This is a genomic window from Phreatobacter sp., from assembly GCF_030691135.1.
Taxonomy (GTDB): domain Bacteria; phylum Pseudomonadota; class Alphaproteobacteria; order Rhizobiales; family Phreatobacteraceae; genus Phreatobacter.
The window spans coordinates 1-22614 of record NZ_JAUYFA010000017.1; the positions used below are offsets into that span (position 1 = coordinate 1).

At 65.0% G+C, this 22614-nt stretch carries 20 protein-coding genes; 6 read left to right on the plus strand and 14 right to left on the minus strand.

What is annotated here, in order from left to right:
- From Q8O26_RS02985 to Q8O26_RS03035, 11 genes are all read right to left on the minus strand, one after another.
- Positions 1-468 (minus strand): type VI secretion system baseplate subunit TssG (locus Q8O26_RS02985; RefSeq protein ID WP_305573324.1); only part of this gene is annotated, 468 nt, incomplete at its 3' end.
- Positions 465-2213, minus strand: a complete 1749-nt coding sequence (gene tssF / locus Q8O26_RS02990; protein WP_305573326.1) for a type VI secretion system baseplate subunit TssF — start codon at positions 2211-2213, stop codon at positions 465-467. The genes tssF and Q8O26_RS02985, both read right to left, overlap by 4 nt.
- Positions 2213-2629: a type VI secretion system baseplate subunit TssE gene (gene tssE, locus Q8O26_RS02995; RefSeq protein ID WP_305573328.1), complete on the minus strand. Its 417-nt coding sequence runs from the start codon at positions 2627-2629 to the stop codon at positions 2213-2215. Before tssE ends, tssF begins: the two co-directional genes overlap by 1 nt.
- A gap of 26 nt (positions 2630-2655) precedes the next feature.
- The gene (tssC, locus tag Q8O26_RS03000; RefSeq protein WP_305573330.1) at positions 2656-4140 is read right to left on the minus strand and encodes a type VI secretion system contractile sheath large subunit; all 1485 of its coding nucleotides are present in this window, start codon (positions 4138-4140) and stop codon (positions 2656-2658) included.
- Positions 4141-4177: 37 nt separating this feature from the next.
- Positions 4178-4675, minus strand: a complete 498-nt coding sequence (gene tssB / locus Q8O26_RS03005) for a type VI secretion system contractile sheath small subunit (protein ID WP_305573332.1) — start codon at positions 4673-4675, stop codon at positions 4178-4180.
- 27 nt (positions 4676-4702) lie between these two features.
- On the minus strand, positions 4703-6307 hold the full coding sequence (gene tssA, locus Q8O26_RS03010) for a type VI secretion system protein TssA (protein ID WP_305573334.1): 1605 nt from the start codon (positions 6305-6307) through the stop codon (positions 4703-4705).
- Positions 6308-6444: 137 nt separating this feature from the next.
- Positions 6445-8493 (minus strand): SpoIIE family protein phosphatase, encoded by a 2049-nt coding sequence (locus tag Q8O26_RS03015; RefSeq protein WP_305573336.1) that lies wholly within the window; start codon positions 8491-8493, stop codon positions 6445-6447.
- 70 nt (positions 8494-8563) lie between these two features.
- The gene (locus Q8O26_RS03020) at positions 8564-9469 is read right to left on the minus strand and encodes an ABC transporter substrate-binding protein (protein WP_305573338.1); all 906 of its coding nucleotides are present in this window, start codon (positions 9467-9469) and stop codon (positions 8564-8566) included.
- A 101-nt stretch (positions 9470-9570) separates the two neighbouring features.
- Positions 9571-11724: an MFS transporter gene (locus tag Q8O26_RS03025; RefSeq protein ID WP_305573340.1), complete on the minus strand. Its 2154-nt coding sequence runs from the start codon at positions 11722-11724 to the stop codon at positions 9571-9573.
- Complete coding sequence (locus tag Q8O26_RS03030; protein WP_305573342.1) at positions 11721-12503, minus strand: hypothetical protein; 783 nt, start codon at positions 12501-12503, stop codon at positions 11721-11723. Before Q8O26_RS03030 ends, Q8O26_RS03025 begins: the two co-directional genes overlap by 4 nt.
- Before the next feature lie 36 nt (positions 12504-12539).
- Complete coding sequence (locus Q8O26_RS03035; protein ID WP_305573344.1) at positions 12540-13487, minus strand: formyltransferase family protein; 948 nt, start codon at positions 13485-13487, stop codon at positions 12540-12542.
- A gap of 74 nt (positions 13488-13561) precedes the next feature.
- Between Q8O26_RS03035 and Q8O26_RS03040 the strand changes: the two genes are divergently transcribed.
- The 6 genes from Q8O26_RS03040 to sseA all read left to right on the plus strand — a co-directional run bounded on the left by Q8O26_RS03040 (position 13562) and on the right by sseA (position 20807).
- Positions 13562-15103 (plus strand): amidohydrolase family protein, encoded by a 1542-nt coding sequence (locus tag Q8O26_RS03040; protein WP_305573346.1) that lies wholly within the window; start codon positions 13562-13564, stop codon positions 15101-15103.
- Between the two features lie 62 nt (positions 15104-15165).
- A complete protein-coding gene (locus tag Q8O26_RS03045) occupies positions 15166-16614 on the plus strand; it encodes a deoxyribodipyrimidine photo-lyase (RefSeq protein ID WP_305573348.1) in 1449 nt (482 codons plus the stop codon).
- Positions 16615-16830: 216 nt separating this feature from the next.
- The gene (locus Q8O26_RS03050; RefSeq protein WP_305573350.1) at positions 16831-18087 is read left to right on the plus strand and encodes a cyclopropane-fatty-acyl-phospholipid synthase family protein; all 1257 of its coding nucleotides are present in this window, start codon (positions 16831-16833) and stop codon (positions 18085-18087) included.
- Between the two features lie 86 nt (positions 18088-18173).
- A complete protein-coding gene (locus Q8O26_RS03055; protein ID WP_305573352.1) occupies positions 18174-19214 on the plus strand; it encodes a cysteine synthase A in 1041 nt (346 codons plus the stop codon).
- On the plus strand, positions 19214-19933 hold the full coding sequence (locus Q8O26_RS03060) for an alanyl-tRNA editing protein (RefSeq protein ID WP_305573354.1): 720 nt from the start codon (positions 19214-19216) through the stop codon (positions 19931-19933). The genes Q8O26_RS03055 and Q8O26_RS03060 overlap by 1 nt, the downstream gene beginning before the upstream one ends.
- Positions 19934-19955: 22 nt before the next feature.
- A complete protein-coding gene (gene sseA / locus Q8O26_RS03065; RefSeq protein WP_371134427.1) occupies positions 19956-20807 on the plus strand; it encodes a 3-mercaptopyruvate sulfurtransferase in 852 nt (283 codons plus the stop codon).
- An 18-nt stretch (positions 20808-20825) separates the two neighbouring features.
- Here sseA and Q8O26_RS03070 read toward each other — a convergent pair whose 3' ends face one another.
- From Q8O26_RS03070 to Q8O26_RS03080, 3 genes are all read right to left on the minus strand, one after another.
- Entirely contained in the window at positions 20826-21296 is a 471-nt protein-coding gene (locus tag Q8O26_RS03070) for a DUF1772 domain-containing protein (protein ID WP_305573358.1), read from the minus strand.
- A gap of 25 nt (positions 21297-21321) precedes the next feature.
- Positions 21322-22095 (minus strand): amino acid ABC transporter ATP-binding protein, encoded by a 774-nt coding sequence (locus Q8O26_RS03075; protein ID WP_296573633.1) that lies wholly within the window; start codon positions 22093-22095, stop codon positions 21322-21324.
- Between the two features lie 38 nt (positions 22096-22133).
- Positions 22134-22614, minus strand: a 481-nt coding sequence (locus tag Q8O26_RS03080) for an amino acid ABC transporter permease (protein WP_305573363.1), incomplete at its 5' end; no start/stop codon positions are given.

Here is a 22614-nt window from a genome sequence, read left to right on the forward strand (position 1 = left end):
CTCGTCGCCGGCATGGACTGGCAGGCCCATGAGCGCCGCCATTGCCGCAGAAGTCCGGTCGCCGCCACCGCTTTCGAAGCGCAATTCGTGGCGCTGCATTTTCCAGGATTGATAGAGCAGCCCCAGCAGCCGGTGATTGAAAAAGTCTAGGAAGTCGCCGACCGTCGAGGTGCCATCGGCGTGCATGACACGCTCGGTGTAGTGCGGCGCGAGCGGCGAAGAGGGTCCGTGCAGGCCGAGAAGGTTGACGAAGACGTCGAGACGTCGCGGCTCCCCATCCCGCGGCACGATGGCGGCGATCTCGCCGGCGGGGAAACCCAGCGTCGGATTGGCGCGGAAACGAACGGCTTCAAGCCGCGGCGCAACGGTGCTTCCGATCGGCGGACTGTCCGGGACGAGCTGCTCGATCTGGCTCGCGAGCTTGAAGAAATTCAGTCCCTTGAGTGCGCTGACATCATCGGGGGTCATAGCGGCAACGCAGCCCCTGCCCGCATTGCCCAGCCATAGGACACGTTGGTCTCAGCCCCCCTCACCTCGAGACGATGCAGAGCGTTGACGTTAGCGTAAGCGGAAAAGAAGGCGTCGAGCACCGATCCGAGCAGGTAGAGTTCCGGCTCGCCACCCACCTTGCTTTCCGCGATGGTCAGGTTCATGCGGCGCATTCGGGCGGGGACGCCGCGCAAGATGGCGTCGCCCGGTACGCTGGAGATCTCGACCAGGCCTTCGAGAAGAAGTTCGAGGCGGCGCCGTGCCTGCGTATCGTGAACAGCGCGAAAATCATAACTGGCCACGACGTCGCGCAGCGAGCGAACATCGGTGAGCGAACCGAAATTGCGGCCTAGGCTGCAGATCAGCCGCCAAAGCAGGCCATCGGCCAAAGGCGGCGGAATTTCCGCGGTGACGGTGGAGATGTTGGTCGCGCGCACCGTCGCGGGCACGTCCGGAGAACGGACATCGACCATCCCGACGCCGATCCTGTCAGCGATCGGCGCATTGGAGGCGATGAGCCGCGTCGAAATCACCTCGGCCGAGGGCGCGAGCGTCAGATCACGGCGGTTGACGAAGCTGAGAAAGTGTTCGACGCCGCGGCCGACGACCGCCGGACGGAGTTGTTCGCGATAGAAGACGCGTTCGCTTGGATCGCCCGGCAGGTCGTGGCGAAATCCCTCGAACGCGACATAGTCCTGGCGTCCCGGCCGTCCCTGCAGATAGCCGCTGACGCGCTCGACGGCGTGGATCGAATGATAAGGTGCCTGGACGGGCATCAGCCGATACTCGGTCTTCGCGCCGCTGATCCGGATCGGCTGGCCCTCGACCTCGGTCAGATTGTATGCCGGCGTACAATTGAGGCGGACCAGTCCATCGGTGATGCGCACCTGGTCCGGAAACGGCCTGCCCAATTCGATTGTGAGAGTTAGGTTGCGAGCCTGCCAAGCCCTGACGGGGGCCAGGCCGAGAAGGTCTGCAAAGAGGAACTTCGCCGGGAAGGCATGATATTCCTGAATCAGGCGAAAGCCGGCGAACATTGTCGGCGGAGCCGGCAGCAGGGCCTCGGCATCGTCGTAGCCCACCGGCCGAAAGGCGTCAGGACCCAGTTCCAGACTTTGGCCGGTCTCGCTCGTGACACGGACCGAGCGGACATGGCGCAGCAGCCAGAGAACCAGTGCACGCGGAACGAACGGTTCGCGCTCGGCATTGAAGAACAACCTCAGACGATCCTCGGGGAGCGCGGCGCTCGTCGCCCGTCCGTTCGCCGTCAGCGACAGAGTCAACCGCGCCGAGGTCGCCCGATTGTCCATCGTCGCGGCCGTCATCGAAAACGGCACCACGTCCACCGGGTAGGCCGTGACGAAGGGGCATTCGATACCCTCGATCGGGCGGGCCCGCATGACGGCGCCCTTCGGCAATTGAACGCAGGTCTGGATGCTGTCGTCCGCGGCAGAAAACGCCAGCATCGTCATCGGCGGTACCGGACGGAGGAACTGCGGCCAGATCAGCCGGATGAGTCCTTGCAGGACATTCGGTGTCTCCTGCTCCATGCGCTGCCGGAGCCGCGCCACGAGGAAGGCGAACCCTTCGAGCAGGCGCTCGACATCGGGATCCTGTGCCTCCCGCGCCAGGAACGGGGCGAGATTGGGATTGGCATGGGCGAATTCGGCGCCCTGTTCCCGCAGATATGACAGCTCATCTTCATAGAACGGATTGAGAGCCATCAGCCGTGCACTTCGATCATCTTGTCCGCCGTGAGGACGGACTGGAAAGCCACCCGGCTGTCACCGTCGGGAAGAACCACGACGCCGGTTACCTGGAAGGGCAAGGCTGCGATTGCATCGGGATCGGGCCGGAACGTCACCTGGACGCTCTTCAAACGTGGCTCGAAAGTTTCGATCTGGAGGCGGACAGCCCGGGCAAGGGCGATGACCGAGTCAGCCCCCTGCCCGAGGATGTCATTGAGATCGGGCATTCCGTAGTCGGGGCGTGTCGAGCAGCATGCCGCCCGGTCATTGAGGATCCGTCGGACGTTGGCCAGGATGCTGTCGAAGAGCAGACCCTCGCTGAGGACAGGACCGGAGGGTGCTTCCCCCCGGTCCATGGCCTCCAGACGCTCCATGAGCGTGCGGTCGAACATTCGTCCAGCCCCTCCCTGGTAAGAGCTCACTGCTTGTCCAGTTTGCCCTTGAGAGAGAGCGTGAAGTCGGCGCCCATGTACTTGAAGTGCGGGATCACCGACATGCCGACACGGTACCAGCCCGGCTCCCCTTCGACGTCCTCGACGCGGATCTCCGCCCGGCGGAGCGGTTTGCGCGAGCGCACCTCGGCCGAGGGATTTTCCTGGTCGGCTACATATTGGCGGATCCAGTTGTTGAGCTCGGTCTCAAGGTCCGAACGCGTCTTCCATGACCCGATATTCTCGCGCTGGAGCACCTTGATGTAGTGCGCCAGGCGGTTGATCATCATCATGTAGGGCAGCTGAGTGCCGAGCTTGAAATTGGTCTCGGCTTCCTTGCCCTCGGTGGAGTTGCCAAAAAACTTGGGCTTCTGCACCGAATTGGCCGAGAAGAAGGTCGCGTTGTCGCTGCCCTTGCGCATCGTCAGGGCGATGAAGCCCTGCTCGGCGAGTTCGTATTCGCGGCGGTCAGACACCAGAACCTCGGTCGGAACCTTGCTCTGCATCTGGCCCATGGATTCGAAGGTGTGGACCGGCAGGTTGTCAACCGTGCCGCCCGACTGGGGGCCGATGATGTTCGGGCACCAGCGATACTTGGCAAAGCTGTCGGTCAGGCGGGTGGCGAATGCGAACGAAGCATTGCCCCACAGGTAGTTGTCGGTATCGCCCTCGGCCGTCTCCTCGTAGTTGAAGGCCTTCACCGGCACCGTCTCGGAGCCATAGGGCAGTCGCAACAGGAAGCGCGGCAGGGTCAGCGCAAAGTAACGCGCGTCGTCGGACTCGCGGAAGCTGTTCCACTTGGCATATTTCGGACCCTCGAAGATCGACTGCAGATCCTTGAGTCCCGCGATCTCCTCGTGCTTCTCGACGCCGAACATTTCCGGCGAGGCGGACGCGATGACCGGCGCATGGGCCATCGCGGCGACCGCAGCCATCTGCTGCATCAGCTTGACGTCCTGCGCACCCGGACCGAACTCGAAGGCAGAGACCATGGCTGCGACGGGCTGGCCACCGAATTGTCCGAACTCGGACGTATAGACATGCTTGTAGAGGCCCGACTTTACCAGTTCCGGACTGTCCTCGAAGTCCGTCAGGAGTTCGTCCTTGGTCGCCGAAAGCATTTCCAGTTTGATGTTCTGTCGAAAATCGGTCCGGTCGACGAGAAACCTGGCGCCGCGCCAAGCGGATTCAAGCTTCTGAAACGGCTCGGCATGCATGATCTCGTCGAGCTGGGCCGACAAGCGCCGGTCCAGCTCGGCGATCATCTGATCGATCACCTGCGCATTAATCTTTTCGTCCTGGCGCGTCGGCTTCATCAACTCGGCGATGAAAGCGGCAACGCCGCGACGGGCTACGTCGTAGCCCTCGTCGCGAGGCGTCAGCTTCGTTTCGACGAGAATCTGGTCGAGCAACGACAGCTCTGTCGTCGTCGTCTGGGCGGAGCCCGCCGTTTCCATATCGGTGTTGGTCATGGGACTTTCCTGATGATCGCGTGCCGGGTCTGGAGGCTCATTCCGGCTGCTTGCTGCCGGTGAGTTCCTGGATGAGTGCCTGACGGGAATTCTCGTCCTCGAGGACCGACTGGATCGCCTTGCGGAAGGCCGGGACATTGCCGAGCGGCCCCTTGAGCGCCGTCAGCGCCTCGCGCAGTTCCATCAGCTTGCTAAGTTCGGGCACTTGGCGAGCGACCCGGTCAGGCTCGAAGTCGCGCATGCTGCCGATCTTCAGGCTGACGGCCATGCGACCTGCATCAGCCTTGTCGTCCAGCTTGTTGTCGACGGCCAGATCGACGGCGAGTTCCTGGCTCTTCAGGACTTCGTCGAAATTGTCCTTGTTGACGTTGATGAGTTCGCGCTCCTCGATGGGACGGTCGTCGGCGCGGCCGGTGAAGTCGCCCAGCACCATCAGCTTCAGCGGAAGTTCGACTTCCTCCTTCGCATTGCCGGTCGCTGGCTTGAACTTGATGTTGATGCGCTCCTTCGGAGCGATAGACCCGTCGTTAGCCATTGTCGTTTCTCCTCAGCCCAAAGCCCCTCAGGACCATTGAAGTCGTGCGGCGACGCCGAGATCGAGCCGCGCCACAGTCGCCGCCGCGGTCTGCGCGGCGTTGCGTCGTTTGTCGTCCTGCAGCAGGTACTGAGCGTCTTGCGACATCAGCAACCGGAAGGTCAGTTCGCCGACCCGCATCGCGGCGTCGGGCTCCCATCGCTCGAGGTCGCGCTCGGCGACGACCCGGCTCAGATGCTCTGCGAGCGGCAGGGCGGCTGCGACGAGCCCGAGGTCGAGGCAGAACTGCAGTTGCTCGAGCTGGGCTCGGAACCGATCGCGCTCGCTGGTGGATTTTCGAGCACTGCGCGCCAGGACATCCAGCGCGCGCTCACGCTCGCCCGCCACGGCCAATGCCTTTGCCTCGTCGAGGGCGTTGGAAAGATCGTCGCGGACCGGTCCGGAGCCCCCGAACATTGTCCCCACGAAGGTACGGGTATGCGCATCGGCGAGCGGCGTGCCGTCCGAGAAGCGCATGGCGATCAGTGCCGGATGGCGATGCAACATCAGACCAAACCCGGCGACGACGGCATGCTGGGCAGCTTCCGCCCCACCCATCGCACCAAGGATGGCGTGAGAATGTCGATGGGCGTCGAGCCAGAGCGGTTCGTCCGCCACGGCGCTTTCGGCGAGGTCGAGTGCCGCCTCCCACTGGCTGTCCCCGACGAGGCGTTCCAGCCTCGCTGCCGTCTCGGTGGGCGGAGCGACAAAGCACTGCCCGCCCTCGTTGGCCGGCTCGGCCTCGAACCGCAGCAAGGACGCGATCCGGGTGGCGAAATAGCCGCGCGGGTCGTATCGGCTGGCGCGCAGTCCGGAGGCGGCGGTGCGCGCCGACTGCATCATGAGCAACCATTGACCGTCTGCGTCCTCATGCGCGGCGACTGCAGACGGTTGCGCGGTAACCGCGGCTGGCGGGAAACCAGCCCCCCCGGTGGACACGGCAACTGCGGTCGGCACGGGTGCCGCGGCACGGGCCTCGGCGGCGCGCGCCTCTTCGTCGCGGCGGCGGGTCTCCTCGGCAGCGGCACGGCGAGCCTCCTCGGCGAGCGGCCGGAGCAGGCGGTAGAGGTCGAGGAGTGACAATTGCTCTTTCTGGAGCTTCTGGCCGGCCTTCTCTTCGATGGCGCCCACGGCGTAGAAAGCGGCGAGAACAGCCGCCGGATCAGCGCGATCCGCAGGCAGATCGGCGACCACAGGCGTCACTCGCCCGATCAACCAGTCGAGCGCAGCGACGCGGGCACGTTCTCGTTTGACCGGAGGGAAGCCGCCCTCCCAATGCTCATCGACGATACCGTCGATGATCTTGAGCCCGACGGCCAGCCCGCTGAAACCCTCCAGACGGGTCAGTGCGTAGCAGAGCCACGCGGCGACAAGCAGATCCTTCGACTGCTCGCGCAGGTAGGTGAGCGACTGCGCAACGACGAATTTCCAGTCGACGGCACCCGGCCCCTCGGTATCCATGCGGCGCACGGCAGCCTCGATCGCCTCGAAGACAGGCGAACTGCGCAGGTCCTCACCGGCCGGGTTGGCACCGCTGATAGCGGAACGACCCGCTTCGGCACGCTCGTCGGAAAAGTCGCTCGACGCCACCACGAATGTCGTCCCTCGCCGTCTATCATCACGACGCTATCGAGCAGGGGAATGCCCCTGCCCGCTTCGACGCGGACCGAATGAGGGACAGTTTGAATGCCGGCTCGTGACATCCACGCGACGGCTTCACGGCGATTCCGTCACACTGCGAGGGAAGCCCGCTGGATGGGTAGAACGCGCGATTGCAGGTGCATCAGACGCAACGCCAGAACCGTGATGTCGTCGGCCTGTTCGGCTGTCCCCACGAACGTGTCGAGCGCCATGAAGATGTTGTCCGTCAAGCTCTTGGCATCGCGTGCGCCATGGGTCTTCAGGGTGGTGACCAGACGGGTCTCGTCGAAAAGGCGATCGCGCGAGTCGGCGGCTTCAGTGACGCCATCCGAAAACATCAGGAGTGTGTCGCCGGGCTCCATGCGGTGGTTCTGCTGAACGAAGGTCGCGTCCTCCATGACACCCAGCGCGATGCCGGTCTGCTCGGAGAGACAGACGATCTCTCCGTTGCGGCGCCGGATATAGGGCGGATTGTGTCCGGCATTGCTACAGACCAGCTGGCCCGTCGAGAGATCGAGCACGGCGATGAAGATCGTCGCGAACATCATCGTGTCGTTCTCGAAGGCGAGCGTATTGTTGGCGAGGGCCAGGCACTCGGCGATGGGAACACCGCGAGTGATCGACGAGCGCAGGAGACTGCGCGCCGTCAGTATGAACATCGCCGCCGACATGCCCTTGCCCGACGCATCGCCGACGAAGACGGCAAGGCGATGGGAATCGAGAAGGGTGAAATCGAAGAAATCGCCGCCAACCTCCTTGGCTGGGCGCATGGCGGCGTAGAGATCGAACTCACGGCGGTCCGGGAAGGGCGGAAAGGTCTTGGGCAGGCTCGAAAGTTGCAGTTCTCGTGCGACTTCGAACTCCTCACGCAAACGGTTCAGCTGAGTGCGCTGGGCCAGAGCCTCGCGGACGATCTCCAGATCGGCCGTGCGCTCCTGCAACATCACCGAAAGGCGCTGGTGTTGGTCGACAACGCGCTCCGCCATAATCTTGAAAGCGACCGTCAGCATGGCGTCCGTCGCCGACCCGTTGCCGTCGGCACTCTTCGACTGTTGCTCGATCTGTCCGAGGTCGTTGATCAGTTCGTCGCGGGCCGCAGGTTCGAGCGTTCCGGCCAGCCGCTGCATTTCGCCATGGATCAGATTGTGCTGATGGGCCCGCTGGATGCGGCTGCGGAAGTCTTCGAGCGCGATCTGCTTGGCATTGCGGCGAAACACCTCGACCGCCTCTGCGATCCGGCCGATTTCGTCGGCATTGCTGGGAACTTCGACGCTCACCATGGCATCACCGCGCGCCAGGGCCCGTACGGCGTCCGTAACTTCCGTCAGAGGCCGCAGTGAATTCTGCAGATAGGCATAGAGCCAAGTGATCAGCACGAGAAACAGCAACATGCTCAGCGACAGGGTCGCCATCAGGACGATGGTCTTCTGCTGGTGCACGACGGTGATGTCCCGGCGCGAGTAGACCGTTCCGATGACCGAGCCGAAGGAGTTTGTGATCGAGAGCGGTACAAACTGGTACCAGCGCCCACCCAATCGGACCTCGTCGATCCCGCCGGACGAGGAGATCAGCGGCCTCACCGTATCCCAGATCGAAGACGGGCCGTAGATCAGACCTTGGCCGAGCGTCACGACGTAGACCTCTTCGCCGATGGCGTTTTCGAAGCCTGCAGCGAGAGGCGCGAGCGGTCCGGCGACGGTGACGAAGCCACCGTCGGGAAGCCTGTGGTTGACGACCGCGATGAGCCGCCCGCCGGCAATGGCCTCGATGCCGGCGACAACGCTGCGGTTTTCGGTCTCGCGGATGACGGCGACCGCATCGACGAGGGGCGCATCCACTGCGCCGGTCTGGCTGGTTGTGAGCAACTGGCCGTCACGCCCGACGACGTCGATACGGCTGACGTCCGCCTCGCGTTGGTGGCGCGGCAGTAATGTGGCGAGACGGGCCGCGGTGCCAGCCCTGTCCTGCCGTGTCCGGAGTGCCGACATCTCGGCATCTTCCGCCAATGATCGCGCCGCGTCGGCAAGTGCTGGCGATCCACTGTCGATGCTGCGCAGCCACAAGGCCTTCTGGAAGTCCAGCCGGGTACGATCGACCTCTTCATCCGTCATCCTGACGACCAGAACGGCCGGCGCCACCGTGATCCCGACGATCAGCAGCGTTGAAATGGCGACGACGAGGACGATGCGCGTCTTGAGAAGCATCAGATCAGACCGTCTCCGCGTAGCGAAACATGCGCAGCGGCGGGTAGAACCGGAGCCGGTTCGCGGTGCGCATGTTGATCATGAACGAGAAGCGATTGAGGGTTTCCACCGGGATGTCGGCTGGGTTTCTGCCCAGGCGCAGGATCTGGTCGGCCTTGTAAGCCGTGAACTGGCCGATATTGTAGTAGCGACAGACGAGCCCGGTCAGCGCGTTGGCGAAGCTTACGAACCGTTCGGAGGCCGCGAATGTCGGGAGCCCGAGTTCAAGCGCCGTATCGGTAAGCTCCATCCGGCGGTCCTGCAGTGCCGTGTCTGGAGGGATGTAGATCCACTCGGCACCGTCCGCCTTCAAGGCTGCGAGATTGTCGCGCAGGCTCGATACCGAAACGTTGCGGGTCCCGGTCTCGATCGCCAGCGGTCGTTCGATCAGGATCGTCCCGGTTTCAGAGGCGACGCGCTGGAGGGATCGCATCATCTGGATGGAATTGGTTTCCAGTGGCGAAAACACCGCGCCGATCTTCTTGAACGCCCGATAGGCGGTCATGGTGCGCATCTGGATTTCGGCCGGCACGATATAGAGCGTGCCGGTCGCGTTGCGTCCGGTGCGCTCGAGTGACGGGACGATGCCGTTGGCAACAGGCTCGGTGACGATGTTAAAGACGCAGGGAATGTCGGTGATGTGGCGGTCTTTGTCCGGTGCGTCCCAGGGGCCGAGCGCCACCACGGCTGTGGTCGTGCCCCAGATATAGACGAGATCGGGGCGCATCTGCTTGACCTCGCGGACCATCTCCTCGATCCCCGCGCGCTGCTGTCGGGCATCGCGGACGATGAGGTCCACGGCGATATCGCGGCTCTTGAAGAAGTCACGGAAACCGTCGCAAGCCTCCTCCCAGCCGCGGAACAGCATCATGTAAATGCGATGCGGCCGGTTCTGCGCATGCGCGCGCGACAGGAACGGGGCCGCGACGGCGATGGGCGCCGCAATGAGCAGGTTTCTGCGATCGAACCCGGTCATGCCGCCCTCCGCGCCAGCTTTGGTTTATCACTCCACGACAGCGCGGCGAAGAACAGCGCGGTCACCGCCGAAAGAGCGCCGATAGCAAGGATCGCATTCTGAAAACCGAAGGCGGTGACCAGCAAGGCTGCGATGATCGGCCCCAGCACACTGCCGATACGCTCGGCGAAGCGGATCACCGAAAAGAGCGTCGCCTGGCCGAGCTTTTCGCACTCCTCCGGGCACAATGCAGGAACGACGGTCAGGAGCGGAGCCGAGGCAAGGCCCTGGCAAAGTCCGACGAGGATGATCGCAATGAGAACCGCAGTCGCAGGAGCGGGAACCAGCAGGACGGCGAGCATCCCGAGACCGGTGACGACACCGCACCAGACAATCTCCTGGGAGGCGATACCCAGCCGATCGGACAGCTGGGCCCCCAGATAGATGGTCAACAGCATCGTCAATCCATAGGTCATCATGATGCGGCCGATCAGCGGCTGGTTGAGATCCAGCGACGAGAGATAGAGCGGCACGAGATAGAAGATGAAACCGTAGAGCACGACCTTCGCCGGGATCGCTGCGAAGACGACCAGCGCCATGAAGCGGCGGTTGAACAGCAGGGGCCATGCATCCCGCAGTTTGACCGGCGCCTCGCCCGTACGCCGACCGATCTCAGTGTCCATGTTGCGCCAGACGAACAGCGCCGCGAGAAAAACCAGAACGGCCGAGCAAAGGAAGGTCCCGCGGAAGCCGATGCGGTCGGCGAGTACGGCGCCGATCGCGGTGCCGCAGACCGCCCCGGTCATCACGGCGAAGACGAAATTGGCCATGATCCGAGCACGCCGCTCGGGGGTCGCGCTATCGGCGAGATAGCCCTGGCAAGCGATCGTGATGAAGGCATAGCCGGCGCCGTTCAACCCGCGCCAGAGCATCAACTCGGGAACGGAGTTTGCCGTGGCCACGAGTGCGTAGCCTATCGCTGCGGGGACGGCACCGATGAGAAACACCTGCCTTGCGCCGTAGCGCGAGACCAGCGTGCCGCCATAGGGGGTGACCAGTGCCAGCACAGCGACGAAGACCACGATCGGCAGGCCGATGATCACACTCTCGCTGAGTCCGGGAAGCGGGCTGAGCACCTGTTTGGCGAACAGCGGCATGAACGAGGTGGAAAGCTGCTCGGCGAAGACGAATATGAACAGCGGCACGCGGGCGTTGATCGGGCTGGCGACGTCGCGGATAACACCGAGCGGCCCATCTGCGAAATGGAAGCCGCTGCGGAACCGACCGAGCACATAGTCGATCTTGCCCGCCAGCGCCGGCTGGACGCGTCGGACCTCGTGGGCCTTCCAGACGAACTGCGCCCAGTGGTCGTTGACCCGCCTGATGACGGCGTTGATTGCCAACAGAAGGCGGCCGAGTTCGTCCCGCGTGGTGGTCTCGACCCGATGCGTCCAGTCGCCATGCTCGACCCGGCGGGTGATTTCCTGCACCGTCCGCAGCGGGGCTTTGAGTGAGCGCTCCACCAGAAATCCAAGCAACTCCACGGCGGTAAGCGTCGAGACCAGGAGAACGATCAGGATATCCCAGCGGGTGGCCGCCGAGATCACTCCGATCTCGGAACGATCGACGCCGATGTTGAGCCATCCGCGCACCCGGCCACCTGCGATGATCGGGATCGCCGTGTTGGCGAGGTTGCCGAGCGAGGTGACGGTGCCGGCCGCGGCCAGCTGCCGGCCTTCGGAAGAGACTGCGACACTGTCGGTAGCCGACAGCCGGATGCGCCCGTCGGCGAGCGCTTGCCGGAACAGATCGATCTGCGTTCCCGAGGCGATCAGCTCTCGCCCGGCCTCATCAGCCAGGACCATATAGTTGAAAGTCGGATTGGCCTGGCGGATCGGCTCGAAGAACTCGTCGACCCCGACGAATTCGGTCGGCTCGATCCCGAGATCGATCGCTCTTGTCAGATGGAGCACCACCGAACGGCCCACCACATAAGCCTCGCGATCATAGGCCGGCATGATCTCGTCCTGAAAGGAATTCAGGGCCCGGTGCGAGACATAGGCGGTGGTCGCGACCATCAGGACCAGAGCCAGGGCGACGAGATAGGCGACCAGCCGGCTTTCCAGACCGGACCCGAACCAGCGGAGCACGAAGGGCAGCCTGACGCTCATGGCTGCACCAGCAGTGTCTCGACGTATTTTTCACCCGCCTTCAGCGCCCTCAGCGAACTCTGCGAACGGCGCACGAACGAAGCGACGGCGATCTCGTCACCCGGTGGCTTCGATGGTTCCTCAGCGCTCACCGGAGTGTCCAGCTGCGCCTGACTCAACTGCTGTTCGGCGCTGACCCAAAGCGCGCGCAGGCGACGGGCGAGCAGCCAGACGCCGAGAATAGCGAGGACGGACCCGGCGCTGATGGCGATGAGACTGGCCGATAGCATCGAGTGGAGGATGGAAACGGCCTTTCGGGTCACGACGGCGCGCTCATAGGCAAGGACGACCCAACCGACGGCCTGCCCGAACGTGTTGACGATCGGGGTCGACACCAAGAACACAGCTGCAGTGGACCCACGCCATGCTGTCTGACCGGCGGCCGGCATTCCCCAGCCCCTGTCCGCCTTCTGGGAGATCTGGGCCCGATCGGTATCGAAGACGATCAGACCTTTCGCATCGACGACGCTGACCCGAACGACCGCGGTGTCATCAACCCGACGCCGGTCGATGACCTGTTGGGCGTTGCTCAGAACCTCGAGCGGCAGGCCGAGGGCCAGGGCGCGCTCCAGCGTGTCGGAAATGTCGGCGACCACGAAGGAATAAAGCCGGGCCTCCTGATCCTCGATAATCTTTGAGAACTTCATCAGGTTCAGAACGGTGGCGAGCGCAGCCGCACTCATCAGGATCGCGATGATCGCCGTGGCGAGCTTGACGACCAGTGATCCGCTGCCGAGCATGGAAGTCTCCGGTTTGCGGCGAGGGTGTCGCCGCGATCACGCTGTTGCAGGCGAAAGGGCGAACGCCTCGCTTCGGGCGGGTGGCGAGAACAGGCCAACGACTTCGGCAAAATCCTCCGGCGTCGCCGTTTTGAGGCCCTTGGCGCGGAATTGAGCGAAGTCGTCGCGGGTCGGCAGCTTATAGTAGCCGCGCCGGTCGGAGGGTTGAGGCATCGCCAGCAGTGGACGCCCGGCGGCGAGTTCGTCGACCATCTGGATGACCCGGCGCAGGCCTGCCGGGTAGAGTTGCGCGGCATGCCAGAACATTGATCGGCTGGGATCGAACGGCACTTGCTCGACGGCGAGGATCGGGCCGGTGTCGATGCCCTCATCGACGAAATGGACCGTACAGCCGAGCATCCGCTCGCCCGCGAGCATCTGCCGGAACGGCGCGAACAGACCACCATATTCGGGCAACCGTCCAGGATGGACGTTCAGGACACCATGCCGCGGCAGAGAAATGAGATCGGGCTTGAAGATCAGGCTGAAGCGCACGGAGATGATGAGATCGGGTTCGAACTCGTGGATGAGGCGACCATCCTCCCCCGGCTTGAGAGTGCGGAGCGGGCGGCCGGAGAAGCCGTAGCGACGGCGCAGCCCCTCGAACGTCTCGAAGCTGCCGGTGTCACCGATGCGGTCGAGCAGAGGCATGATCATGCCCAGCGGAATGTCCCGTTCAAGCATCTTGAGGAGCAGGAGGTCCTCGAGTTCGTTTTCACTTGCCCGCGTCTTGACGCTGTAGAACACGTCGACATCGTGGTCGCGCAGCGCTGGAAGAAGCAAATTCAGCGCGATGGCGCCGAAGATGTCGTGCTTGGTACAGACTGCAATTTTCAAAGCCCAGCCCCAGACCCATTCACATCCCTTTAGCCCACCATTCATGTCAGTTCGTTGAACCCTGTCATTCGGGCTGGACACCTGGATCAGACCGCGGCGGAATGACACCGACGCCGCTCCGCCCTTGCCAATCCCGGGGGGTGATGGTCGCCTGCCTGACCGCGCCGGCGACAGGAATCACCATGGCCACATCCATCATCCGCAGCCGCACCCTGATCACCGGCCTCGCCGACCGCTTCGCCTGCCGCCAGATCGAGGATGGCGCGCTGCTGCAGGAGGATGGCGTCATCGTCGCGGTCGATCGGTTCGACGCGCTACAGGCCCGCCATCCGGCCGTCGCCGTGGTCGGTACCGGCGCGGAGGTGGTGCTGCCGGGCTTCGTCAACGCCCATCACCATGTCGGCCTCACACCGGTCCAGCTCGGCTCGCCCGACATGCCGCTGGAACTGTGGTTCATCACGCGGATGGTGACCCGCAATCTCGATCTTTATCTCGATACGCTCTATTCCGCCTTCGAGATGATCGGTTCGGGCGTCACCACCGTCCAGCACATCCAGAGCCTGCTGCCGGGCACCCTGCCCGAAGTCGAGGCCAAATGCTCCCAGGTCATCCGCGCCTATGAGGACATCGGCATGCGCCTGTCCTACTGCTACTCGGTGCGCGACCAGAACCGTCTCGTCTATCGCGCCGACGAGGACCTCGTCGCCTCCTTGCCGGCGCCCCTGCGCGACTCGATGAAGCGCTATTTCGACCGGTTCCGCACCAGCCTCGACGAAGTCATGGGTCTGTTCGAGACGCTGCTCGCACGCAATGCCGGCAAGCGCCGCGTCCGCATCCAGCTTGCCCCCGCCAATCTCCACTGGTGCTCGGACCGGGCGCTCGCCGCACTGGCCGACATGGGTGCGAAGCACGATGCGCTGCTGCACATGCATCTGGTCGAGACCGCCTATCAGAAGGAATATGCGCGCCGCCGCAGCGGCGGCACGGCGCTCGAACACATCGACCGGTTCGGTCTCGTCAACGGACGCCTGACCATCGGCCACGGTGTCTGGCTCAGCGAGAGCGATCTCGACCGTGTCGCCGAGGCCGGCGCCTGCATCTGCCACAACTGCTCCTCGAATTTCCGCCTGCGCTCCGGCGTCGCGGCACTCAATGCCTTCGAGGCGCGCGGCATCTGCACCGCCGTCGGCATCGACGAGGCGGGCATCAACGACGACCGCGACATGCTGCAGGAACTGCGCATGGTGTTGAGGGCCCACCGCGTGCCAGGAATGGAAGAGGCCGAAGTGCCGACCATCCCCCAGGTCCTGCGCATGGCGACGGAAGGCGGCGCCGCCACGACGCCCTATGGCGCTTCCATCGGCGCGCTCGAGGTCGGCAAGGCTGCCGATCTCGTCCTCTATGACTGGAACGCCGTCGCCTATCCCTATCTCGATGCGGAAACGCCGGTTCTCGATGCGCTGGTCCAGCGCGCCAAGCCCTCGGCCGTGCGGACGGTGATGTGCGACGGCGAGATCATCTATGCCGACGGCCGCTTCACCCGCGTCGACCGCGACGCGGCCCTGAAGGCTCTGCACGACGACCTCGCCAAGGCGCTGGCCGATGACGAGGTGGAGCGCCGGCAGCTTTCCAAGGCGCTGCTGCCCCATGTACGCCGCTTCTATGCTGACTACATCGACCCCGCGCGGCACGAGCCGTTCTACCGGACGAGTTCGCGTGTGTGATGTCCGGACGAATTCACCAGCCTGTCGGTGAACCGGCCACGCTGGGCGCCCGTAAGGCGTTCATGTCGCAAGCTCCTGTCATCGTCTGGTTTCGTGATGATCTCCGCCTCGCGGACCATCCGGCGCTCGCGCAGGCAGCGGACACCGGCGCGCCGGTGATCTGTCTCTACATCCGCGAGGAGCCTGCCCGCGGCCAACGCCCCCTTGGCGCCGCCGCCCGCTGGTGGCTGGCGGCGAGCCTGCGCGCCGTCGACGGCGCACTGCGCCGCATCGGCCAGCGCCTCGTGCTGAGATCAGGAGCAGCCTCGGAGGTCATCGCGGGGGTCATCGCCGCCAGCGGCGCCGGGACGGTGCTATGGAACCGGCGCTACGATGCCGGCGGCATCGCGGTCGACAAAGCGCTGAAAGCGGATCTCGCCGCGCGCGGCATCGCGGTGGCGAGCCTGCCGGGAAACCTCCTGCGCGAACCCTGGGAGGTGAAGTCCGGCGCGGGCGATCCGATGAAGGTGTTCACACCGTTCTGGCGCGCCCATCAACGCCTCGGCGACATCCGTGCGCCCCTGCATGCGCCCGCGACGCTCGCGCCCTTCGGCGGCGTCCTGGCGAGCGAGGATCTTGCCGACTGGGCACTGGAGCCGACGCAGCCGAACTGGGCAAGCGACTTTCCCGCGTCCTGGAGCCCCGGCGAGGCCGGCGCCCAGAGCGCCCTCGCCGCCTTCCTCGACGAGTCGCTCGGCGGCTATGCCGACAACCGCGACCGGCCCGACCGGCCGTCCACATCGCGGCTGTCTCCGCACCTGCGCTTCGGCGAGATCTCGCCGGTCCAGATCTGGCACCAGGCCCACATGGCGGCCGGCCTCGACGGCAGCCGAGACCTTTCGAAGTTTCTCGCCGAGATCGGCTGGCGCGAATTCGCCTACCACCTGCTCTTCCACTGGCCGAGCCTGTGCGAGGACCATTTCCAGCCGCGTTTCGACCATTTCCCCTGGCGAACCGACGGGGCCGCGCTCGCGGCCTGGCAGCGCGGCAGCACCGGATATCCGCTGGTCGATGCCGGCATGCGCCAGCTCTGGCAGACCGGCTGGATGCACAACCGGGTCCGCATGGTTGTCGCCTCCTTTCTGGTGAAGCACCTGCTGATCGACTGGCGTGCCGGCGAGCGCTGGTTCTGGGACACGCTCGTCGATGCCGACGTCGCCAACAATCCCGCGAGCTGGCAGTGGGTGGCCGGGTCCGGTGCGGATGCGGCGCCCTATTTCCGCATCTTCAACCCGGTTCTCCAGGGCGAGAAGTTCGACCCGCGCGGCGACTATGTCCGGCGCTGGGTGCCCGAGCTCGCCGCCTTGCCGAAGGACGTGATCCACGCGCCCTGGAAGGCGCCGTCGGTCGTGCTCGCCAAGGCCGGCATCCGCCTCGGCGAGACCTATCCGTACCCGGTCGTCGACCACGACGCCGCGCGCCAGCGTGCCCTCGCCGCCCTGGCCGAGATTCGCGACGCTGCGGCCGCATGAGCGCGCCTCCCTTCCCTCTTCCGCTTCCACATCCCCCTGTCGGGAACCCCGGCGGCATTGAAGGATTTATGAAATTGCCTAGTCTACCGGTGGTGCCAGAGATCGACCTCGCCTGCAGATTGACCTTGCGGCTCAGCCGCTCTGTCTGCACCGGTTTGCGAGATCGCGCGTCTCCCGCGCCTTCGATACATTCCGAATGAACGGAAGAGCGTCGCGATGAGCATGACAAGCCGGCCCGCCGCCCGTTTCGCTGAAACCATCGAGGTCACGAGGGAGAGCCTGCGCCGTGCCACGGCGGGACTCCCTTCGCTGTTGCGCCTCGCCCTCGGCTACCCCCTGAACATCCGCTACGGCCAGATGACGCTGCGCCTGCCGGACGGTCGACGCCTTCTGTTCCGCGGCGCCGAGCCTGGACCGAGTGCCGAGATGGTCGTCCATGACCTGAAATTCGCGCGGCGGCTCATTCTCGACGGCGATGTCGGCTTTGCCGAGGCCTTCATCCGTGGTGAGTGGGATACGCCCGATCTCTCCGGCTTCCTCCACTTCTTCGCGTTCAACATGGACGCGGTGCGCAACCTGACCCGCTTCAATCCGATCGCCCGTGTGCTTCAGCGCTATCGTCACTGGCGCAACCGCAACACCCGCACCCAGGCCAGGCGGAACATTGCGGCCCATTACGACCTCGGGAACGCCTTCTACCGCGAATGGCTCGACCCCTCCTTGACCTATTCCTCGGCACTGTTCGAGCGCGGCGACGAGACGCTGCAAGAGGCCCAACTCGCCAAGTATCGCCGCCTGGCGCGCGACCTGATGCTGAAACCGGGTGATCACGTGCTCGAAATCGGCTGCGGCTGGGGCGGCTTCGCCGAAGTCGCGGCCCGCGAATTCGGCGCGCTCGTCACCGGCCTCACGCTGTCGCAAGAGCAGTTCACCCACGCGACGCGACGCATGGACGAGGCCGGTCTTGCCGATCGCGTCACGATCAAGCTCCAGGACTATCGCGACGAGCAGGGACGCTACGACGCCGTCGCCTCCATCGAGATGTTCGAGGCGGTCGGCAAGGAATATTGGCAGACCTATTTCGACAAGGTCGCCGCCTGCCTCAGGCCTGGCGGCCGTGCCGGCCTTCAGGTGATCACCATCGACGAGGGCTATTTCGGCAACTACGTCCGCGAGATCGACTTCATCCGCGCCTATATCTTCCCCGGTGGCATGCTGCCGACGCCGACCCACATGCGCGACATTCCCCGGCGCAGCGGTCTCAGCGTCGAGGGCGAACTGGGCTTCGGGGGGGACTACGCCCGCACGCTCCATGCCTGGGCCGGCAGCTTCACCGCGGCCTGGGCGGGCCTCGTACCGCTCGGCTTCGACGAGCGCTTCCGCCGCATGTGGCTTTACTACCTCTGCTATTGCGAGGCCGGGTTCCGGACCGGCGGCATCGACGTCAGGCAGATGGTCTATCGCCGCGACTGATCCAGGCCGCATCCTGGCGGACATTGCGCGGGGTTGAGCGGCAGCCGGCGCTCGGATAGCGTCCCGGCCAGGAGAATAGCCTTCGCATGTCATTTGCAGCCAATGTCGTCGATGCCATCGGCAATACGCCGCTCATCCGCCTCGCCCGGGCGAGCGAGGAGACCGGCTGCACCATCCTCGGCAAGGCCGAATTCATGAACCCCGGCCAGTCCGTCAAGGACCGTGCCGCGCTCTATCTGGTGCGCGACGCGATGGCGAAGGGGCTCGTGCGCCCCGGCGGCACCATCGTCGAAGGGACGGCGGGCAATACCGGCATCGGCCTCGCCATGGTCGGCCGGGCCCTCGGCCTCGACTGCGTCATCGTCATTCCGGAAACCCAGTCGCGGGAGAAGAAGGACACGTTGCGCCAACTCGGCGCGCGCCTGCTCGAGGTCCCCGCGGTCCCCTACGCCGATCCGAACAATTTCGTGAAGGTGTCGGCGCGGGTCGCCGAACGGCTGGCGCGGGAGAATGCCAACGGCGCCTTCTGGGCCAACCAGTTCGACAATGTCGCCAACCGCCTGGCCCATGTCGAAACCACCGGTCCGGAAATCTGGCGCGATACGGGGGGCCGGGTCGACGGCTTCATCTGCGCCATCGGGTCGGGCGGGACGCTCGCCGGAACCGCCATGGCACTGAAGGACAGATCACCGGCGGTGACGATCGGCTGTGCCGATCCGATGGGAGCCGCCATGTATTCCTGGTTCACCAGCGGCGAACTGAAATCCAGCGGCTCCTCGATCAGCGAGGGGATCGGCCAGGGCCGCGTGACGGCCAATATCGAGGGCGCTCCTGTCGACGTCGCCTTCCAGATTCCCGACACGGAGGCGATCCCCATCATGTTCGACCTGCTGGCCCACGAGGGCCTGTGCGTCGGCCCCTCCTCGGGCGTCAATGTGGCCGGGGCCATCCGCCTTGCCCGCCACCTGGGTCCAGGCCATACCATCGTGACCATTCTGTGCGACTACGGCTTCCGCTATGCGTCGAAGATCTACGATCCCGCCTTCCTGCGCAGCAAGGGGCTCGCCGTTCCCCCGCTGCTCGAACAGCCGGCACTGCCCCTCCTCGACCTCCTGCCGGTGACCTGATGCCCACTGAGTTCCTGTTTCGCGACGACTCTTATCTCGCCGAATGCGAGGCGGTGGTCATCGCCATCTCCGAGAAGGACGGCGCGGTCGGCGTCGCGCTCGACCGCACGGTCTTCTATCCGACCGGCGGTGGCCAGCCCGGCGACGGCGGCTCGCTGCAGGTCGAGGCGACGGTGCTTGCCGTCGCCACCGCCGTCTACGGCGACACCAAGGGCGACATCGTTCACGTTCTCGCGCCCGGAGCGACGCCTCCGGCCGTCGGAACGCGCCTCGTGGCGCGGATCGACTGGCCGACGCGCCACGCCCGGATGCGGATGCATACGGGCCTGCATCTCCTCTCGGTCGTCCTGCCCTATCCCGTGACGGGCGGATCGATCGGCGCCGAGGAGAGCCGGCTCGATTTCGATATCCCCGAATCCGGGCTCGACCGCGACACCCTCACCGACAAGCTCAACGAACTGATCGGACAGGATGCCGCCGTGACCGACCGTTGGATCACCGATGCCGAACTCGAAGCCAATCCGGGTCTGGTCAAGACCATGGCCGTGAAACCGCCGATGGGTTCGGGCAAGGTGCGGCTGGTGGAGATCGCCGGCCTCGATCTCCAGCCGTGCGGCGGTACCCATGTGCGCCGGACCGGCGAGATCGGGCGGATGTCCGTGTCGGCCATAGAGAAAAAAGGCAAGCAGAACCGGCGCGTGCGCGTCGTGTTCGCATGAGGAGACGACACCCGTGACCACTCTGCCCTCGCCCTGGCTGCGATCGACCGACTGGCTCGCCGACCATCTCGGCTATCCCGACCTCGTCATCCTCGACGGTTCCTACTTCCTGCCGACCATGAAGCGGGACGCGGACGCGGAATTCCGCGAGGCCCATATCCCCGGTGCGCAGCGCTTCGACATCGACGTCGTCAAGGACCCGGATTCAGACCTGCCGCACATGATGCCCTCGGCGACGGTCTTTTCCGCCGCCTGCCGCAAGCTCGGCATCGGCGACGGCAAGTCCGTTCTCGTCTACGATTCCCTCGGCCTGTTCTCGGCGCCCCGCGTCTGGTGGATGTGCCGCAGCTTCGGCATCGAGCGCGTCTTCATCCTCGACGGCGGCCTGCCGAAATGGATCGCCGAGGGCCGCGAGGTCGAGACCGGCCCGGCCCGCCCGCGCGAGGCGCGCCACCTCACCGCCCGGCAGAACCACGGCGCCGTCGCCGATCTCGGTGACGTCAAGAAGGCCCTGGCGAGCGGGAAGGCCCAGGTTGTGGATGCCCGCCCCGCCGACCGCTTCCGCGGCGAGGCGCCGGAGCCGCGTGCCGGCCTCCGGGGCGGCCACATGCCCGGCTCCTTCAACGTCCCCTCCTCCGCCCTTGTCGAAGGCGGCAGGCTCGTCTCGCAGGAGCGCATCCGCGCCGCCTTCACCGCCGCGGGCGTCGACCTCGACAAGCCGGTTATCACCAGCTGCGGGTCCGGTGTCTCCGCCGGCATCCTCTGGCTCGGTCTCGACGCCCTCGGCAAGCAGCCGGCCGGCCTCTACGACGGTTCCTGGAGCGAATGGGGCGCCCGCGACGACTGCCCGGTGGCGACCGGGCCGGGAAAGTAGGCTCAAGGGCTGCGGTTCTCAGGCGACCAGCGTCCCGAGCGACAACCCGAAGGCGGACAGGCAGACGATGACGCGCGCTCGGTGCCAGGACGCCCAGCGGGCGAGAGCAGCCGGCAATTCCGCGGCCGACACCGCGTGCCGTATAAATGCTTCGTTCGCCGCCTTGAAGAACCCGAGATAGATGCCGATCAGACTGCAGGCCAGCACCGCCGCCCCGATGGCCGAGAGGCCGCGGGCCGAGAGGCTGCCAGACTGAAGGGCGACCTGGATGGCAGCCAGAACGGCTGCAGGCGGAGCCGCGATCGTCAGCGGCGTGAAGAACCTGTAGAGAAGCGGTCCAAAGGTCGGGTGCAACGCAAAGAAGGTCTCGGCCGGCAGCGTGCGCCAGTAGGGCACCAGCAACCGGTCCTCGGCCAAAAGGGCCCCGGCGAGAAGTCCGAGGCCCGCAGCCGCCAGGAGCGGAAGCACATGAGCTGCCAGACCCGTCACCAATTCCCCTCCGGTGCGTTGCCGATCAATGCAGGATCTGGCTGAGGAACAGCTTCGTGCGCTCATGCTGCGGGTTAGAGAAGAACGGCGCCGGCTCGTTCATCTCGATGATCTGCCCGTAATCCATGAAGATCACCCGGTTCGCGACCTGGCGCGCGAAACCCATTTCGTGGGTGACGCAGAGCATGGTCATGCCCTCCTCGGCGAGGCCCACCATCGTGTCCAGCACCTCCTTGACCATTTCCGGGTCGAGGGCGGAGGTCGGCTCGTCGAACAGCATGATCTTCGGGCTCATGCAGAGCGCCCGCGCGATGGCAACGCGCTGCTGCTGGCCGCCCGAAAGCTGGCCTGGGTATTTCAGCGCCTGCTCGGGGATGCGCACGCGCTTGAGGTAGTGCATCGCCACCTCTTCGGCGTCCTTCTTGGGCATCTTCTTCACCCAGATCGGCGCCAGCGTGCAGTTCTCGAGGATGGTCAGGTGCGGAAATAGGTTGAAGTGCTGGAACACCATGCCGACCTCACGACGGATCTCGTCGATCTTCTTGAGATCGTTCGTCAGTTCGATCCCGTCGACGACGATCGTGCCCTGCTGGTGCTCCTCGAGCCGGTTGATGCAGCGGATCATCGTCGACTTGCCCGAGCCCGACGGCCCGCAGATGACGATGCGCTCGCCGCGCTGCACGGTCAGGTTAATGTCCTTCAGGACATGGAATTCTCCATACCACTTGTGCATGCCGGTGATGGAGACGGCGATCTCGTTTGTCGTGGTCGGCATCTTCGCGACGGAAGCACTGGCCATTCAGAACTCCTAGGATCCAGTTTGACGGTGGGCCGTTCTTAGCGGCGGCGTCCGGTGTTGAGGCGGTTCTCGACGAAGATCGAGTAGCGGGACATGAAATAGCAGAAAGCGAAGTAGATGATCCCGGCGAAAGCGAAGCCGGTATAAAGTGTCACAGGGCTGGCCCATTGCGGGTCGGTGAAACCGGCCCTGATGCCGCCGAGCAGATCGAAGATGGCGACGATGGACACCAGCGTGGTGTCCTTGAACAGGCCGATGAAGGCGTTGACGATACCCGGGATCACGAGCTTCAGCGCCTGCGGCATGACGATCAGGCTCATCATGCGCGGATAGTTCAGCCCGAGGGCCATCGCACCCTCGAACTGGCCCTTCGGGATGGCCTGCAGGCCGCCGCGGATCGTCTCGGCCATATAGGCCCCGGAGAAGACCGAAACGCCGACCAGGACGCGCACCATGGCGTCCGGCGAACGCTCCAGGAAGAGCGGCAGCATGTAGGTCGCGAAGAACAGGACGGTGATG

Coding starts and splice junctions, on each gene's coding strand:
- Q8O26_RS03075 (WP_296573633.1), bottom strand. CDS start 22,095: ATGGCCAGTGCTTCCGTCGCGAAGATGCCGACCACGACAAACGAGATC.
- tssC (WP_305573330.1), bottom strand. CDS start 4,140: ATGACCAACACCGATATGGAAACGGCGGGCTCCGCCCAGACGACGACG.
- tssF (WP_305573326.1), bottom strand. CDS start 2,213: ATGGCTCTCAATCCGTTCTATGAAGATGAGCTGTCATATCTGCGGGAA.
- Q8O26_RS03045 (WP_305573348.1), top strand. CDS start 15,166: ATGTCGCAAGCTCCTGTCATCGTCTGGTTTCGTGATGATCTCCGCCTC.
- tssB (WP_305573332.1), bottom strand. CDS start 4,675: ATGGCTAACGACGGGTCTATCGCTCCGAAGGAGCGCATCAACATCAAG.
- Q8O26_RS03060 (WP_305573354.1), top strand. CDS start 19,214: ATGCCCACTGAGTTCCTGTTTCGCGACGACTCTTATCTCGCCGAATGC.
- Q8O26_RS03030 (WP_305573342.1), bottom strand. CDS start 12,503: ATGCTCGGCAGCGGATCACTGGTCGTCAAGCTCGCCACGGCGATCATC.
- Q8O26_RS03040 (WP_305573346.1), top strand. CDS start 13,562: ATGGCCACATCCATCATCCGCAGCCGCACCCTGATCACCGGCCTCGCC.
- Q8O26_RS03050 (WP_305573350.1), top strand. CDS start 16,831: ATGAGCATGACAAGCCGGCCCGCCGCCCGTTTCGCTGAAACCATCGAG.
- Q8O26_RS03020 (WP_305573338.1), bottom strand. CDS start 9,469: ATGATGCTGTTCCGCGGCTGGGAGGAGGCTTGCGACGGTTTCCGTGAC.
- Q8O26_RS03025 (WP_305573340.1), bottom strand. CDS start 11,724: ATGAGCGTCAGGCTGCCCTTCGTGCTCCGCTGGTTCGGGTCCGGTCTG.
- Q8O26_RS03055 (WP_305573352.1), top strand. CDS start 18,174: ATGTCATTTGCAGCCAATGTCGTCGATGCCATCGGCAATACGCCGCTC.
- tssE (WP_305573328.1), bottom strand. CDS start 2,629: ATGTTCGACCGCACGCTCATGGAGCGTCTGGAGGCCATGGACCGGGGG.